19 protein-coding genes are annotated in these 16,365 nt (G+C 42.3%); 18 read left to right on the top strand and 1 reads right to left on the bottom strand.

All coding sequences use genetic code 11. From position 1 onward, the window contains the following. The first annotated feature begins 12 nt into the window (after nt 1-12). The 11 genes from ACIRUQ_RS10525 to ACIRUQ_RS10475 all read left to right on the top strand — a co-directional run bounded on the left by ACIRUQ_RS10525 (nt 13) and on the right by ACIRUQ_RS10475 (nt 6,312). Nucleotides 13-690 carry a response regulator transcription factor gene (locus ACIRUQ_RS10525; RefSeq protein WP_023922618.1) on the top strand — a complete coding sequence of 226 codons (678 nt, stop codon included), beginning with the start codon at nt 13-15 and terminating at the stop codon, nt 688-690. Next, nucleotides 687-1,193 carry a hypothetical protein gene (locus ACIRUQ_RS10520; protein ID WP_055290435.1) on the top strand — a complete coding sequence of 169 codons (507 nt, stop codon included), beginning with the start codon at nt 687-689 and terminating at the stop codon, nt 1,191-1,193. Before ACIRUQ_RS10525 ends, ACIRUQ_RS10520 begins: the two co-directional genes overlap by 4 nt. Nucleotides 1,194-1,625: 432 nt before the next feature. Continuing rightward, on the top strand, nt 1,626-1,787 hold the full coding sequence (locus ACIRUQ_RS10515) for a replication initiator protein A (RefSeq protein ID WP_404856485.1): 162 nt from the start codon (nt 1,626-1,628) through the stop codon (nt 1,785-1,787). Between the two features lie 62 nt (nt 1,788-1,849). Next, complete coding sequence (locus tag ACIRUQ_RS10510) at nt 1,850-2,137, top strand: hypothetical protein (RefSeq protein WP_242853614.1); 288 nt, start codon at nt 1,850-1,852, stop codon at nt 2,135-2,137. Continuing rightward, nucleotides 2,137-2,952, top strand: coding sequence for an ATP-binding protein (locus ACIRUQ_RS10505; protein ID WP_055290437.1), 816 nt, complete (start codon nt 2,137-2,139; stop codon nt 2,950-2,952). The genes ACIRUQ_RS10510 and ACIRUQ_RS10505 overlap by 1 nt, the downstream gene beginning before the upstream one ends. After that, a complete protein-coding gene (locus ACIRUQ_RS10500) occupies nt 2,949-3,158 on the top strand; it encodes an excisionase (RefSeq protein WP_004844954.1) in 210 nt (69 codons plus the stop codon). Before ACIRUQ_RS10505 ends, ACIRUQ_RS10500 begins: the two co-directional genes overlap by 4 nt. 135 nt (nt 3,159-3,293) lie before the next feature. Further along, nucleotides 3,294-4,493: a tyrosine-type recombinase/integrase gene (locus tag ACIRUQ_RS10495; RefSeq protein WP_055290438.1), complete on the top strand. Its 1,200-nt coding sequence runs from the start codon at nt 3,294-3,296 to the stop codon at nt 4,491-4,493. 179 nt (nt 4,494-4,672) lie between these two features. Beyond that, the gene (locus ACIRUQ_RS10490) at nt 4,673-5,137 is read left to right on the top strand and encodes a low molecular weight protein-tyrosine-phosphatase (RefSeq protein ID WP_055290465.1); all 465 of its coding nucleotides are present in this window, start codon (nt 4,673-4,675) and stop codon (nt 5,135-5,137) included. Between the two features lie 137 nt (nt 5,138-5,274). Beyond that, nucleotides 5,275-5,544 carry a hypothetical protein gene (locus ACIRUQ_RS10485; RefSeq protein ID WP_055290439.1) on the top strand — a complete coding sequence of 90 codons (270 nt, stop codon included), beginning with the start codon at nt 5,275-5,277 and terminating at the stop codon, nt 5,542-5,544. Nucleotides 5,545-5,631: 87 nt separating this feature from the next. After that, nucleotides 5,632-6,009, top strand: coding sequence for a zinc ribbon domain-containing protein (locus ACIRUQ_RS10480; RefSeq protein WP_055290440.1), 378 nt, complete (start codon nt 5,632-5,634; stop codon nt 6,007-6,009). A gap of 123 nt (nt 6,010-6,132) precedes the next feature. After that, nucleotides 6,133-6,312 (top strand): hypothetical protein, encoded by a 180-nt coding sequence (locus tag ACIRUQ_RS10475; RefSeq protein WP_055290441.1) that lies wholly within the window; start codon nt 6,133-6,135, stop codon nt 6,310-6,312. A gap of 20 nt (nt 6,313-6,332) precedes the next feature. Here the strand turns inward: ACIRUQ_RS10475 and ACIRUQ_RS10470 are convergent, their stop codons facing one another. Beyond that, nucleotides 6,333-7,097, bottom strand: coding sequence for a polysaccharide deacetylase family protein (locus ACIRUQ_RS10470; RefSeq protein ID WP_021740035.1), 765 nt, complete (start codon nt 7,095-7,097; stop codon nt 6,333-6,335). Between the two features lie 287 nt (nt 7,098-7,384). On the opposite strand from ACIRUQ_RS10470, the gene ACIRUQ_RS10465 reads away from it, so the two are divergent. The 7 genes from ACIRUQ_RS10465 to nrdD all read left to right on the top strand — a co-directional run bounded on the left by ACIRUQ_RS10465 (nt 7,385) and on the right by nrdD (nt 16,289). Further along, nucleotides 7,385-7,957 (top strand): helix-turn-helix domain-containing protein, encoded by a 573-nt coding sequence (locus ACIRUQ_RS10465; protein ID WP_021740033.1) that lies wholly within the window; start codon nt 7,385-7,387, stop codon nt 7,955-7,957. Nucleotides 7,958-8,051: 94 nt separating this feature from the next. Further along, nucleotides 8,052-9,125, top strand: a complete 1,074-nt coding sequence (locus tag ACIRUQ_RS10460; RefSeq protein WP_021740032.1) for an ABC transporter ATP-binding protein — start codon at nt 8,052-8,054, stop codon at nt 9,123-9,125. Further along, the gene (locus ACIRUQ_RS10455; protein WP_021740031.1) at nt 9,118-9,933 is read left to right on the top strand and encodes an ABC transporter permease; all 816 of its coding nucleotides are present in this window, start codon (nt 9,118-9,120) and stop codon (nt 9,931-9,933) included. The genes ACIRUQ_RS10460 and ACIRUQ_RS10455 overlap by 8 nt, the downstream gene beginning before the upstream one ends. 11 nt (nt 9,934-9,944) lie before the next feature. Continuing rightward, on the top strand, nt 9,945-10,718 hold the full coding sequence (locus tag ACIRUQ_RS10450; protein ID WP_242853615.1) for an ABC transporter permease: 774 nt from the start codon (nt 9,945-9,947) through the stop codon (nt 10,716-10,718). 15 nt (nt 10,719-10,733) lie between these two features. Further along, nucleotides 10,734-11,831 (top strand): PotD/PotF family extracellular solute-binding protein, encoded by a 1,098-nt coding sequence (locus ACIRUQ_RS10445; RefSeq protein WP_021740029.1) that lies wholly within the window; start codon nt 10,734-10,736, stop codon nt 11,829-11,831. Between the two features lie 341 nt (nt 11,832-12,172). After that, a complete protein-coding gene (gltX, locus tag ACIRUQ_RS10440) occupies nt 12,173-13,630 on the top strand; it encodes a glutamate--tRNA ligase (protein WP_021740028.1) in 1,458 nt (485 codons plus the stop codon). Nucleotides 13,631-14,111: 481 nt separating this feature from the next. Continuing rightward, entirely contained in the window at nt 14,112-16,289 is a 2,178-nt protein-coding gene (gene nrdD / locus ACIRUQ_RS10435) for an anaerobic ribonucleoside-triphosphate reductase (RefSeq protein WP_055290442.1), read from the top strand. Nucleotides 16,290-16,365 lie beyond the last annotated feature (76 nt).

Genomic DNA, 16,365 nt, shown 5'->3' with positions numbered 1-16,365 from the left:
GGAGGTGCTGTCGTGAAAAGAATTGCTGTTGTGGAAGATGAAGTCTATATGCGGGAAGAACTCTGCAATATGCTCCAAAAGGACGGGTATCTTGTGGAGGCAATCACCGAGTTTGAAGATGCCGCTCGGCTCTTGGCAGCCCTCCGCCCTGACCTTGTGATCTTAGACCTGAATTTGCCGGAGATCAGTGGCTTTCAAATCTGCCAGGAGCTAAAGAATAAAACCGCTATCCCCGTCCTGGTGCTGACTTCCAGAGACCAGGTAAAGGATGAACTGCAAGCGTTCCAGTTGGGTGCAGATGAATATTTGACGAAGCCGTGCAGAAAAGACCGGCTTCTTGCCAGGGTATCCAATATTCTCAAAAGGTATGAAGGCCGTACCAACCTCATAGAGGGATTGGATTTCTTGTTGGATCAGCAGACTTACACACTTTATATTCATAACACCTCTGTGGTGCTTCCCAAAAATCAGGGAAAACTGTTGGTTGCTCTTTTGGCCAGTGGTGATGCTCTGGTCACGACGGAGCAGCTTTGCTTAGCACTATGGGGAACCACAGAATACATAGACGAAAATGCCTTGCAGGTTAACCTGACCCGGTTGAAAAAGACGATGTCCGGTCTGGAGATGAAGCAACGAATCGTTGCGGTTCGTGGGATGGGCTATCGTTTGGAAGCGGAGGTATCTCCATGAAGCAGTTTTGGCGCATAATAGAACGGTACTACCCTTGGCTGCTGTTGCTGCTGGGGGTGGATTGCTTTTGTTTTATCATTCTTTGGATTTCTGACATTCAGGCATTTCAGACCTTGATTGAGTTAGTGGTTCTGACAAGCATCCTTCTGTTTTCAGCGATCCTGTTTGTACTAAACAAGCGGGAGACCACCCGCCGGGAGCTGTTCCGGGATTTCCTCAGTGATCCTACCATCTGCAACGAGGAAAGGCTGCTCAGTGTCATCAGCCGGGAAGAAGGAGAATCTATCCGGCTTCTGGCCTCAGTTTTACAGGAACACAAAAATGAGAGCAGCAGTATGGCAGATGCCCTACGGGACTATGAAGAATATGTGGAAGGCTGGGCACATGAAGCGAAAACGCCCCTGTCGTTGCTGACCATGCTTTTGGATAACCGAATCGACGAAATATCGCCTTCCCTGCAAGCTAAGTTGGATTATGTCCGTATTACAGTATTGTCATTTTGACAATTTTGTATTACTTACGAGTAGCAGACTTGATGGAGATAACGTCCCCATACCCACGTGAAAATATAATTGCTGGCAATTATATTTTAGCAGATATGCAGGCATATCTGGATAAGCGTCACAGACAACAAAATAAGGAAATTTTGATAAGGCATTCACCTGGAATAGGTGAGTGTTTTTTTGTTTTTAAGTATTCAATTAACCGAAAAAATAAAAAAATTTTCCTCAGGGGGCTGTAAAAATGCCTCTCAGCGTTTCGTATTGTGTAAGGGTGTTTTTGACAGGAAAAAATAAAAATTTTTTCATCAAGAGGCTGTATTTATGCCTTTCATCTTTTGTATAAGTGTAAGAACATTTTTTAGCCGGCATAAAAATGATTTTTACAACAGTTAGAAACAGAAATGAGGCGAGAAAAGAATAAAATATGAATACATGAAGGAGTCTGAGCAGATGCTTCAGTACTTCCAGTTTCCGAAATTTTTGCTAAAGTTGCGAATTTCTCAAACTGCAAAATTTCTTTATATGGTTTTGTATGACCGGGCGCGGATATCGAGAAAGAATAGCTGGATAGATAAGTATGGAAATGTTATCTGATTTTTCCGATAGATGAATTGTCTGTTCAAATCGACAAATGCAAATCTTCTGTAAAAACAGCATTGAAGGAATTAGATGATGAGGGATTATTGGTTCGTAGATCCGGTGGATTTTCAAAACCCAATCATTTATATGTAAAAATTCCATCTGATGAGATAGGTTTACAGCCGGTTGACGATAAGGCGGTTGAAAAGATGGTTACAACAGAGTCGGAAAAGCAACCTTCATCTGGTCGTAAAAATGGCTGTACAGGAGTCGGAAATGTGGCACCTAGTAAAGTAACTGAGAAATATAAAAGTAATAAATATCATGAAGTAAATTATTGCTATGGGGAAGGAGAGAGTTTGTGATGAGAGAAGAAGATACCGTATGTGTAGGCAGTGATGGTTTGCAATATTGCAAAGTCTGTGGGGAAGCGAAAGAAGCATTTTTTCCTAAGGGTGACTTTATGGGGATGAAGAAACATTCCAGGCAATGTGCTTGTGACAGAAAAGCGTATGAAGAAGAACAAAAATATTTTAAAGACAAAGAGCACCGGGAATTAGTCAGCAGAAATACGAGCATCTGTTTTGACGAGAGCAGAATGGAAGAGTGGACATTTGAGAATGCAGATATGTCAGATGCGGTAATGCATAAGGCAAAAAAATATGTTGATAACTGGGAGAAAATGAAAAGAAACCATATAGGTTGTTTGTTCTGGGGACCGGTTGGGACTGGGAAAAGTTATGTTGCCGGGTGTATTGCCAATGATCTTCTTAAACGAGAAGTAACGGTAAAGATGACAAATTTCAATACCATTATTGATGATATATTTCCGCTGGTAGACAAAACGGAATATATCAATGCATTGGCTTCGTATCAGCTTTTGATTATTGATGATCTTGGAGTGGAACGAAATTCAGAATATGCATTAGAAATTATTTTCAGTGTCATAGATCGTAGGATCCGTTCAGGACGACCATTGATCATTACGACTAATCTTCCACTGAAAGAAATAAAAAGCGAGACCATGTTGGATAAGAGGCGTATCTATGACCGTATTTTAGAAATGTGTACGCCAATGTATGTTGGAGGCACAAGCAAACGAGAAGCGATTGCAAGTATGAAAATGGAGAAAGCGAAAACCTTGTTGAATACCAACAGAGGGGAGGAGAAATGCGAATGAATCATACAGAAAAAACAATACCTGTTTGGAAGAAATATTCTTTAAATGTTTCCGAAGCAGCTGAATATTACGGAATCGGAGAAAAGAGATTAAGACAGATTGCAGGTGAAAATGAAGGAGCAGATTTTATTTTGGAAGTTGGTTCGCACATCCGATTCAAAAGAAAATTATTTGAAGATTATCTGGATACAGCCAGCACAGTTTAAGTGACAGAATAGAAAAAATAGTAATGAAAATAATGTTCATTTTATCTTAGCGAAGGGAAGGTCTTGTGGTATAATGAATAAACCGAGACGGTCTTCCAAGTTAAATGAACATTTGATGAAGGAGACTAAAAGATTATGAGTGAAAAAAGGAGAGATCATAGAGGACGTATATTACACAATGGAGAAATACAGTTATCTGATGGCAGATATCGATTTAAGTATGTCGATGAGATGGGAAAGGAGCGCTGCGTATATAGCTGGCGCTTAGACCATAACGATGCAACTCCGAAAGGAAAGCGCCGTACTTTGTCGCTTCGGGAGATGGAGAAGAAAATCCAGGCGGACCATTTCGAGCAGATTGCAACAAATGGCGGAAATATGACGGTACTGGAATTGGTTGAAAAGTATACATCAACAAAAACCGGTGTCAGACCTACTACAGTTGCAGGATACGGAACAGTTATCAATTTATTGAAGAAAGATCCATTTGGAAAAAGAAGGATTGATACGGTTCGGATTTCGGATGCAAAATGTTGGCTGATACATCTTCAGCAGGTAGAAAAGAAAAGCTATAGTTCCATCCATTCGATCCGAGGCGTTCTTCGTCCGGCATTTCAGTTGGCGGTGGATGATGACCTGATCAGGAAAAATCCATTTCAGTTTCAGCTAATGGAAGTGGTCGTGAATGACAGTGTGACAAGAGAGGCAATCAGCAGAGCGGAGGAGCGTAAGTTTTTACAATTTGTAAAGGATGATGCACATTTCAGTAAATACTATGAAGGTATTTATATATTGTTTAAGACGGGGCTTCGCATCTCAGAATTCTGCGGGCTGACGATTTCTGATATTGATTTCAAGGAGCATACGATCAACATCGATCATCAATTGCAGAAAAAATCAAAAATCGGATATTATATTCAAGAGACTAAAACAACCAGCGGAACGAGAAAGATACCTATGACTGCAGATGTAGAGGAATGTTTTCGGAAAATAATAGAAAAACGAAACCCGCCCAAAGCAGAGCCTATGGTAGATGGAAAAAGTGGATTCTTACACTTTGATAAAAATGAAAGTATCTGCTATTCCCTGCACTGGGAGCATTATTTCCAACATATCGTTCAGAAGTATAATAATACTTATAAAGTACAGATGCCTGTCATTACACCGCATGTATGTCGGCATACCTATTGCTCAAATATGGCAAAATCCGGAATGAATCCAAAAGCATTGCAATATTTGATGGGCCACTCAGACATCAGCGTAACGCTGAATACATATACGCACGTAAATCTTGAGGATGCCAGGGAAGAAGTTGCCCGGATTCAGGTTGTGTAATTACGATTTTTAATTGAAAATAGCAAGGTGTAAAATAGAAAAACATACACCTTATTTTACACCTTTTGCTGACGATATTATGCGAAAATAAACTAGGTTATGCCAGAAAGCAAAAATTTACAAAGGCTTACAAAGCCCGAAAAACCAAGAAAAACTAAGAAATGCGAGGTTATGCAACAATGATAAAAGTACTCTTTATCTGCCACGGCAATATCTGCCGTTCCCCAATGGCAGAATTTGTTATGAAGGATTTAGTAAAAAAAGCTGGCCTGTCAGATCAGTTTGAGATTGCGTCTGCTGCAACCAGTCGGGAAGAAATTGGAAATCCTGTTCATCGTGGAACCAAAAACAAATTAAAACAATATGGTATTTCCACGGATGGAAAATGTGCGATTCAGATGACGAGCGAGGATTATCGTGCTTATGATTACATCATTGCTATGGAGCGATACAACCTTCGGAATATGGAGCGGTTTGTCCATGGAGATCCAGCGCATAAAGTACATCTGTTGTTGGATTTTACGGATCGTGGGGGAGATATTGCGGATCCGTGGTACACAGGAAATTTTGATGAGACTTATGATGATGTGCTGGAAGGCTGTCGGGGATTATTGCAGTATATCCGGGAGCATGTACTGCAATAGTTGATAGTTGAGTTTTTTATAGACAGTGTCTTTAAAAACATTTATACTTTAAAGTCATAAATACTTTAAAGTGATAAATATGTTGATATCCAAATCATACAAATGGAAATTGCCTAAGAAGAAATGAGGTTGAAATAATGTATTATGTACCGGATGGCACAGAAGTGTGCGGATTTTATGAATGTGAAGAATGTGGAAATCGATTTTTGTCTTTGAAGATCGGACCGAAGTTGGTGTGTCCATATTGTGGGGAAGAACCGGATATGGAAATCGGCCCGGATGAAGAGATGCCGGTGGCAAAGGAAACAGCTAAATTGCTGGAAATGGTGGAAGGTACGGAAAATGTGGAACGAATGGATGCATTGCTTTCACTGGCGGTAACCGGTGGGGATTATGAGTGGATCTGACCATAGAATTCTGATTGGAGCAGGGAAGATTTACAGCGATATATCACAGAGAAAAGAGATATAAGTAAGACAGGAGAGCGGACAGAAATGTTTTTTATGATGGGAATCACGGATGGCCGGAAAGAATTGAATTACAGTCAGACGGAAATCTGCAGTGTCTGCGGATGCTATGGGCGTTATCAGGTATTTATGACCTATACCGTTCTATCACTGTTTTTTATTCCATGTTTCAAGTGGAATCGGCATTATTATGTACAGACAAGCTGCTGTAATACGTTATATGAACTTGACAGGGAAGTTGGCAGACGGATAGAACGGGGCGAGAATGTACGGATTTTGGCGGAACATTTGCAAAAGCTGGGAAGTGGAAGAAGTAGTTATACCGACTATAAACGATGCCTGAACTGTGGATATGAAACGACAGAAGATTTTGTGTTTTGTCCCAAATGCGGTGCAAGGCTTTGAACGCTTTACGAGTAAATCGCGAAATCGGATTGTGAATGTCCGTTTTACAAAATGAAGGAAGTCCCCGGTTATATTACAGTCAGTAATACGCAGCGGGGACTTTTTTCAGTCAGGAGGAATGATATGTGGAAAATTAAGCAGATTGCAGAGGCAGATTTTGGCTGTGAGGAACGGATGCCGGGAGAAAAATTAAAATGCCTAGTAATCCTGGAAGATGAAAGTGGTAATGTGCATTGCCTGGAAACAGAAGATGAATGGCTGACGGAACAGGGACTGAATGAGGGCAGTGAATGGAAAGACTGAACGAAATTTTGACGTCTGCTTTACTCAGCAATCTGTTTTCCGGTCACATCCAGATGATATTTTTCCCGGTAGATGAGCTCTGAGATAGGGACAAGCTGATACCCTTTTTCCTGAAGCTGTGTCAGCAGGTTATCCAGTGCATCTGCCGTATATTTTGCCCCGTTATGGCACAGGATGATGGCACCGCCATCAAGGTGTTTGCTGTCGCAGATACGGGAGATGATATCATCAACGCCATAATCTTTCCAGTCAAGGCTGTCGATGGACCACTGAATTGGATAATAGCCACAGGAGAGCACACCGGTGATGACCTCGTTATCATAGTCGCCATAAGGCGGCCGGAAGAGGAACATTTCATAGCCGGTGAGCTCTTTTACTTTTTTATGGACAGACATGATTTCATCCCGAATCTCCGTGTCGGAGAGTTGGCTCATATTTTTGTGGTTCTGACTATGATTGCCAAGATCGTGTCCGGCTTCATAGATTGCCCGGACATCATCCGGGTAAGATTCTACCCAGCCGCCGGTCATGAAAAACGTGGCATGTACGTTGTGTTTGGCCAGAATTTCCAGAATACGTGAGGTATCGTCATTGCCCCAGGCGGCATCAAAGGAAATGGAAATCTTTGGTTCCTGTGTGTCTACGCAGTAGATGGGAAGTTCTTTTCCGTTGACAGTATTGCTGACGGAAATCGTACCGTTGGTCATTTGAAAATAAATTGTTACGGCAAGGATACAGATAACCGTTGCCGGCAGCAGAATGGACAGGTGTTTTTTTTCCTTCATGGGTTCTCCTTTTTTATTTCTCAGAGATACGATTATTACAATATATATGCTCCAAAAATACTTTTATTAATGCCACTGGAAAAATGTGTATTGTCCGGGAAAAAGTACAGTAAGAAATGTGTAAAAAATAACAATAATAGTTGACTTTCTGTTTAATAATAGTATAATCGAAATCGTGACAAAAGTTTAGTGACAGTCAACATTTTGTTAAGCATTCAGAATCTGACAACGTCATGGAATGAATGGAATCACAGCAATAATGAAAATATAAAAATCTTTTGACAGAAATGGAAGCGAGAGAGATGGAGCCGAATTATGTGAACAGCAGAATCGGAGAAAAAATTAAAGATCTGAGAAATAAAAATGGCCTGACCCAGCAGGAACTGGCAGACCGGGCGGAACTGACCAAAGGATATATATCCCAGCTGGAGCGTGGCCAGGTGGCACCTTCCGTGGTGACACTGCTGGATTTGATTGAGTGTCTCGGAACGACACCTTCTGAATTTTTCAAAGAGACGGAAGAGGAACATGTCGTATATTCCGAAGGTGCTTTTTTTGAGAAAATTGATGAAGTGGGCAACAGTATCCAATGGATCGTGCCCAATGCACAGCAGAATCAGATGGAACCACTTCTGGTAGTTGTACAGCCGAAGGAGCAGCTGCAGGAAGATAAACCACATGAGGGGGAAGAATTCGGATATGTGATTTCCGGGCGGATCCGACTGCATCTGGGAGACAAAAGCTATGTGGTAAAATCCGGTGAGAGTTTTTATTTCCGTGCGAATCGGAATCATTTTATTGAAAATACAGGCAGCCGTCCGGCAAAATTTGTCTGGGTGAGCACACCACCGACATTTTAGCCCGATGAAGTAAATAGGATGAGTGGGGTGCGAATATCCGCCGGCCCCGGATAGTGTGAGCAGAAATTTGAAAAACATATGAGGAGAAAAAGGGATGGAACAGGCAATCTTGAATTTACAGCATCTGACAAAATCTTTTGATGGGAAAAAGATTCTGGATGATCTGAGCATTGACATAGGAAGAAATGAATTTGTGACCCTGCTGGGTCCTTCCGGCTGTGGCAAGACTACCACATTGCGTATCATTGGTGGTTTTGCGACACCGGATGAGGGAAAGGTTATTTTTGAAGGTAAGGATATTACGAATCTGTCTCCAGATAAGCGTCATATCAACACTGTATTTCAGAAATATTCGCTGTTTTCCCATATGAGTGTCGGGGAAAATATTGCATTTGGACTGAAATTGAAGAAAAAGAGTAAATCATATATTCAGGATAAGATCAGATATGCATTGAAACTTGTGGATTTGGAAGGGTTTGAAGACCGACATCCGATGTCTCTGTCCGGTGGACAGCAGCAGCGTATCGCCATTGCCCGTGCGATTGTAAATGAGCCGGAAGTGCTGCTTTTGGATGAGCCGTTGGGAGCATTGGATCTGAAGCTGCGTCAAGACATGCAGCAGGAGCTGATTAAGATAAAAAATGAACTGGGTATTACTTTTATTTTTGTAACTCACGATCAGGAAGAAGCACTGACCATGTCTGACCGGATCATTGTTATGAACCAGGGGTTGATCCAGCAGGTGGGTACGCCTGTAGATATTTACAACGAACCGCAAAATGCGTTTGTAGCTGATTTTATTGGTGAGAGTAATATCATTGACGGTGTGATGCCTAAGGATTGTCTGGTGGAAATCCTCGGATGTCCGTTCCCGTGTGTAGATACTGGATTTGCACCGAATGAAAACGTCGATGTAGTCATCCGACCGGAAGATATGGAATTCCTTGAAAAAGGGAAAGGTATGATGGATGGTGTTGTTACTTCGATTCTGTTTAAGGGTGTGCATTATGAAATGAAGGTGCAGGCGAATGGTTATGAGTGGCTGGCGCACAGCACCATTGCTTATCATCCGGGGACGGAGATTGGTCTGTATGTGAAGCCGGAAAATATTCAGATTATGCACAAACCGGTGTCTGCTGCACAGGAGGTAATCAAAAAGAATGAATAAGAGAAGTTTGTTGGCAACACCGTATATCGTCTGGATCATCGGATTTACAGTGCTGCCGATCCTGATGATCGTATTTTATGCTCTGGGAGATGGAAACGGTGGATTTACCCTGTCTAACATTCTGGCAATTTTCGAACCGGTGCATCTGAAATCATTGTTGCTTGCACTGTGGCTGGCTTTACTGTGTACAGTGGTCTGTCTTTTGCTGGCCTATCCGCTGGCTGTGATACTGCGGAAATTGAACATCGGAAAAAAAGGATTGATGGCTATTATCGTGATTCTTCCGATGTGGGTAAACTTTGTACTGCGTATTATGGCCTGGCAGTTGTTGTTGTCCAGAAACGGAATTATTAATGCAATCCTTGGGGTATTGGGTCTGCCGGGACAGGATCTGGCGAATTCCAATGTGGCGATTGTTATTGGTATGGTTTATGATTATCTGCCGTTTATGATTCTGCCGGTATACAATGCGGTGATGGAACTGAATGAGGATGTCATCGAGGCAGCCCGCGATCTGGGTGCACCGTTGTCCGCAGTTTTGACCAAAATCATGATTCCACTTACCATGCCGGGCATTATCAGTGGAATTACCATGGTGTTTGTTCCGTCGCTGACCACGTTCGCTATTCCGGATATTCTTGGAGGTGGCAAGATCATGTTGATTGGAAATATCATTGAACAGGAATTTTCCACCAGCATGAATTGGAATCTCGGTTCCGGTCTGTCTATCGCACTGATGATTTTTGTACTCATCAGTATGATGTTTACGGTGAAAAATGACGGAGGAAAGGAGAGCAGCGTATGGTAAAGCGTTTTTTTATGAAATTTTATTTGGTACTGATCATTGCGTTTCTGTACATTCCGATTGCAGTGCTGGTGGTTCTCTCCTTTAATGCATCCCGATCCCGGGTTGTCTGGGGCGGATTTACACTGAAATGGTATCAGATTTTGTTACATAACAGTGATGTAGTCGCGGCATTACAGAACACACTGACGATTGGTTTCGCTTCAGCAGCCATAGCTACAGGCATCGGCCTGTTGGCCGCCATCGGCATTGATGCTATGAAAAAACGGAGTTATTCCCTGACACTTGGAATAGGAAACATTCCGATGTTGAATGCAGATATCGTGACCGGTATTGCGCTGATGCTCTGGTTTTCCAGATTTACAAGTCTGGGTTATGTCAGCATCCTGCTGGCACATGTAACATTCAATATTCCATATGTGATCCTGAGCATCCTGCCGAAACTCCAGCAGATGGATATGAGTGTGTATGAAGCGGCACGTGATCTTGGAGCAAACAGTGTCACGGCGTTTTTCCGGGTAGTATTCCCAATGATCTTTCCGTCTGTTGTCAGTGGATTCTTTATGGCTCTGACCATGTCCATGGATGATTTTGTAGTCACCTATTTCACAAAAGGTGCAGGAATCAACACATTATCTACTATGATCTACGGTGAGTTGAAGCGTGGAATCAAACCGGAAATGTATGCGTTATCGACACTGATCTTTGCTGTGGTGCTGGTGGTTCTGCTTCTGGCAAATTTTGTGCCGGAGATTCGTCAGAAACAGCTGAAAAAGGCAGCAATGTAAAGGGAAGGTGACAGCATGAAAATAAAAAAATGGAAAAGGCGGGTGGCGATGGCGCTGTGTGTTGCCATGACCGGAATTTTAGTTGGCTGTGGTGCCACCGGAGAAGAGGAAAGCTCCGTGGATATGTCCGAAGCCGGCGGAAAAAATACTATTGTTGTATTAAATTATGGTGAATATATCGATACGTCAGTATTAAAGCAGTTTCAGAAAGAGACTGGTATCAAGGTACTTTATGAGGAAGCAACGACGCCGGAGGAAATGTATTCCAAATATAAGGCAAGTACGATTCCTTACGATCTGATCTGTTCTTCTGATTATATGGTGGAGCGGTTGATCGAGGAAGGCGAGACAGAAGAGATTGATTTCAGCCAGATGCAGTACATCGATAATATCGGAGACCTGTATTGGGAGATGTCAAAATCCTATGACCCGGAACTCAAGTACAGTATCCCGTATTTTTGGGGAACAGTAGGTATCCTGTATAATACAAATATGGTAGATGAAGAGATTACCAGCTGGGATAGTCTGTTTAACGGCAAATATGCCAGGGAAATCATTATGCAGAACAGTATCCGGGATGCTTATATGTGTGCATTAAAATACAAAGGATATTCACTGAATACCACAAATCATAAGGAACTGCAGGTAGCACAGAATATGTTGCTTGAGCAGAAACCAGATGTGGAAGCATACTTTGTGGACGAAGTCCGTGAAGAGATGGTGGCCGGAAATGCAGCGTTGGCAGTTTGCTATTCCGGAGAGGCATATCTGGCCAATGAGTATGATGAAGACCTGGAATATGTCGTTCCGGAAGAGGGATCCAATGTATGGTTTGATTCTTGGATGATGATGAAAAAAGGAGAAAACCATGAAGGAGCACTGAAGTTTTTGGATTTCCTCTGCAGGGAAGATATCGCTATGAAGAATTTCGAAGAAATTTATTATCCGACACCGAATACGGCAGTATATGATCAGCTGGATGAGGAGACAAAAGAGGATCCGCTAATTTTCCCGAGTGAAGCGACACTTGAAAAATGCGAGGTATACAAAGCACTGGATGCGGACACCACCGCATATTACAGTCAGCTTTGGAAAGAACTGAAAACAAGTTAGATTCAAGTCGAACGCACGTGAGACTTGGTGCGTGATTCTGGTCAGCGAAAGCTGACATATTCTTCTCAGAATCACTGCACTCTACACTTTGAGGCTGCTGTACCAAAACTGTGCTGAAGTTTGATACAACAGCCTTCTTTTTGCCCTTGTGGAAATGTCCGGATTGGGTTATAATAGGAACGCTTACGAAATAGAAATGAACGAATCAGCAATTTTTTATCTGACAGGAAATTGCAGCGAATTTTTCATCAGATAAAAGCGCTTTGTGCAGATAATGCACACTCGCAGAAGAAAAAAAGCAGATGCTGGATCGTAAAGAATAGACAGAAAGAGGTAGAGTTATGGCTAAAGTCAGAACAAGATTTGCACCGAGCCCGACAGGCCGTATGCATGTTGGAAATCTGCGCACTGCTTTGTACACGTATCTGATTGCAAAGCATGAGGGCGGAGAGTTTATACTTAGAATTGAAGATACGGATCAGGAGCGTTTTGTGGAAGAAGCGCTTGGAATTATTTACCGTACCCTGGAAAAAACAGGTCTGATCCATGATGAGGGACCGGACAAAGATGGCGGATATGGTCCATATATTCAGAGCGAGCGCTGCAAGAGCGGGTTGTATATGGAATATGCAAAACAGCTGATCGAAAAAGGCGAGGCATATTACTGCTTCTGTGATAAAGAACGCCTGGATTCTTTAAAACAGAATATCAACGGAAAAGAAATCAGTGTCTATGACAAACACTGTCTGCATCTTTCCAAAGAAGAGATTGAGGCAAATCTGGCTGCCGGGAAACCATATGTTATCCGTGCCAATGTACCGAATGAAGGCGAGACAACTTTCCATGACGAGATTTACGGAGATATCACACAGCCGAACTCTGAGTTGGATGATATGATCCTGATCAAATCCGACGGATATCCGACTTATAACTTTGCAAATGTAGTAGACGATCATCTGATGCACATTACGCATGTTGTCCGTGGTAATGAGTATTTATCGTCTGCACCGAAATATACCAGATTGTATCATGCATTCGGATGGGAAGAACCGAAATATATACACTGTCCACTGATCACAAATGAGGAACATCAGAAACTGAGCAAACGAAGCGGACATTCTTCTTACGAGGATCTGATCGAACAGGGATTTTTATCTGAGGCAGTGGTAAACTTTGTCGCTTTACTTGGCTGGAGTCCGGTAGATAACCGTGAGATTTTCTCTCTGGAAGAACTGGTAGAGAATTTTGATTACCATCACATCAGCAAATCTCCGGCTGTTTTCGATATGGTAAAACTGAAATGGATGAACGGCGAGTATATCAAAGCGATGGATTTTGATGCTTTTTATGAGTTGGCAGAGCCATACATCAAAGAAGTGATACACCGCGACTGCGATTACAAGAAGATTGCGCAGATGGTGAAGACACGTATCGAGATTTTCCCGGATATCAAAGAGCATATTGATTTCTTTGAAGCAGTCCCGGAATATGATATCGCCATGTATACACATAAAAAGATGAAAACAACTGCCGAGACATCTCTGGCAGTTTTGAAAGATGTCCTTCCATTGATGGAGGCTCAGGAAGATTACAGCAATGACGCACTGTATGCAATGCTCAGCAGTTATGTAAAAGAAAATGGATATAAGAATGGTTATGTTATGTGGCCGATCCGTACCGCACTTTCCGGAAAACAGATGACACCGGGTGGCGCAACGGAGTTGATGGAAGTTCTTGGAAAAGAAGAATCCATTGCGCGTATCAAAGCAGCTATTGAAAAACTGGCAGCGGAAGCATAATAACGAGTCAGACAGAACGTACATCAGGGGAGGGAAGAGTACCTGATCGGACAGCACTCTTGCCCTCTCTTTTTGTGCGTAAAATATGAGGATGAAGAGCACAATTTGTAGTTATAATCATGCAGTTGCAAGATATAGCTGATGCAGGCTGAAGATCCCCCGGTAATTGTGCAAAGTGCTATTTTTATATTTTTATATTTTGAAAATTAAGCGGAAAAAGTGTTGGATTCAGGCTATGTTCCTGCTAATCTGAAAAAGTCAAGACATAGATTGAAAATTGTGGATATTGTAGGAAAATAACTATATATAGGATTTGCAATTGAAAAACCATACTAGATATTGTACAATGTTCAAGAACGGTTCTCGGAACCAATTGTAAAAAGTGGAACTGTCTGACAGCATTTGACATGGCTGCTGCAGGGAAAAGCAGACGTGTTACGGGCAGTGATTGATTTGAGATAGAGAAGAAAGGGCGAGTGGAATGAAGATTATTAAGCGAAGCGGGTCAGAATCGCAGTTTGATATGGAGAAGATTATTTCTGCAGTTATCAGAGCAAATGACAGTGTGGCAGAAACAGAGCGTATGAGTAAAGAGCAGATTGCGGTTATCGCAGCCAACATGCGTACCATCTGCGAAGGCATGAACCGAGCACTGAGTGTGGAAGAAATCCAGGATCTGGTAGAAAATCAGATCATGAATCAGAGAGCTTTTTCTGTGGCGCGTAATTATATCACTTATCGGTATAAAAGAGCACTGGTGCGTAAATCCAATTCAACAGATGAACAGATTTTAAGTCTGCTTGAGTTTGACAATGAGGAAGTAAAACAGGAAAATTCTAATAAAAATCCGGCAGTTAACAGTGTGCAGCGTGACTATATGGCAGGCGAGGTCAGCAAGGACATTACAAAACGATTCCTGCTTCCGTCGGATATCGTAGAGGCACATGAGAAAGGGCTGATCCATTTCCATGATGCAGACTATTTTGCACAGCATATGCATAACTGCTGCCTGGTAAATCTGGATGATATGCTGGAGAACGGAACTGTGATCAGCGAGACAATGATCGAGAAACCGCACAGCTTTTCCACTGCATGTAATGTGGCTACCCAGGCGGTTGCCCAGATCGCAAGTTCCCAGTATGGCGGTCAGAGTATTTCCCTGTCCCATCTGGTTCCGTTTGTACAGGTCAGTCGTGAAAAATACCGGAAAGAAGTTGCTTACGAGTTTGCGCAGAGCGGTATTGAGGCAGATGAGGAAACAATCAATAAAGTAGCAGAACTTCGTGTACAGAAAGAAGTAAAACAGGGCGTTCAGATGATTCAGTATCAGGTGATCACATTGATGACTACCAATGGTCAGGCCCCGTTTATTACAATTTTTATGTATCTGAATGAAGTACCGGAAGGTCGTACCAGAGATGATCTGGCTATGGTGATCGAAGAAGTATTAAAGCAGCGTATCCAGGGTATAAAAAATGAAAAAGGTGTCTATATCACACCTGCATTCCCGAAGCTGATCTATGTACTGGAGGAAGATAATATCCATGAGGATAGCAAATACTGGTATCTGACCAGATTGGCAGCAGAATGTACCGCAAAGAGAATGGTACCGGATTATATTTCCGAGAAGATCATGTTTGAGAATAAAGTGGATAAAAACGGTGAAGGACATTGTTATCCATGTATGGGATGCCGTTCTTTCCTGACTCCTTATGTAGATCCGGTGACAAATGAGCCAAAATATTACGGACGTTTCAACCAGGGCGTTGTAACGGTCAATCTGGTAGATGTCGCTTGTTCATCCCAGGGAGATATGGACAAATTCTGGAAAATCTTTGATGAGAGACTGGAACTTTGTCACCGTGCACTGGTGTGCCGTCATGAGCGTCTGGAGGGAACACCTTCTGATGTGGCTCCGATCCTGTGGCAGCATGGCGCACTTGCCCGTCTGAAAAAAGGCGAGACTATTGATAAACTGCTTCATGATGGTTATTCTACGATCTCTCTCGGATATGCGGGATTGTGTGAATGTGTCCGCTATATGACAGGTAAATCCCACACAGATCCGAGTGCGACACCGTTTGCACTGAAAGTAATGCAGCATATGAATGATGCCTGCAGCGAGTGGAAGACAGAGCACAACGTAGATTTTAGTCTGTATGGCACCCCGCTGGAGTCCACAACTTATAAATTTGCAAAATGTTTGCAGAAACGTTTTGGACTGATTCCGGGTGTGACAGATAAAAACTATATTACAAACAGTTATCATGTTCATGTAACAGAGAATATCGATGCTTTTGAAAAATTAAAATTTGAGGCTCAGTTCCAGAAACTGTCTCCGGGTGGAGCCATCAGTTATGTGGAAGTACCGAATATGCAGCAGAACCTGGATGCAGTACTTTCCGTAATGCAGTACATTTATGATAACATCATGTATGCAGAACTGAATACCAAAAGTGATTTCTGTCAGGTATGCGGATATACCGGTGAAATTCAGATTGTAGAGGAAGATGGCAAATTGATTTGGGAATGCCCAAATTGCGGAAATCATGATCAGGATAAGATGAATGTGGCACGCCGTACTTGCGGTTACATCGGCACGCAGTTCTGGAATCAGGGAAGAACGCAGGAAATCAAAGAGAGAGTGCTTCATCTGTAGGATTATTTAAACCCAAAAAAATCTACAAACCCAAAAAACCCAAAAATTTTTTTCGGGGATTTGTACCACCAAAAAA

This window comes from Eubacterium ramulus (assembly GCF_045002895.1).
Classification (GTDB): Bacteria; Bacillota; Clostridia; order Lachnospirales; family Lachnospiraceae; genus Eubacterium_I; species Eubacterium_I ramulus.
Note: the sequence above shows the minus strand (reverse complement) of the source record. Positions and strands in the feature narration are given on the sequence as shown.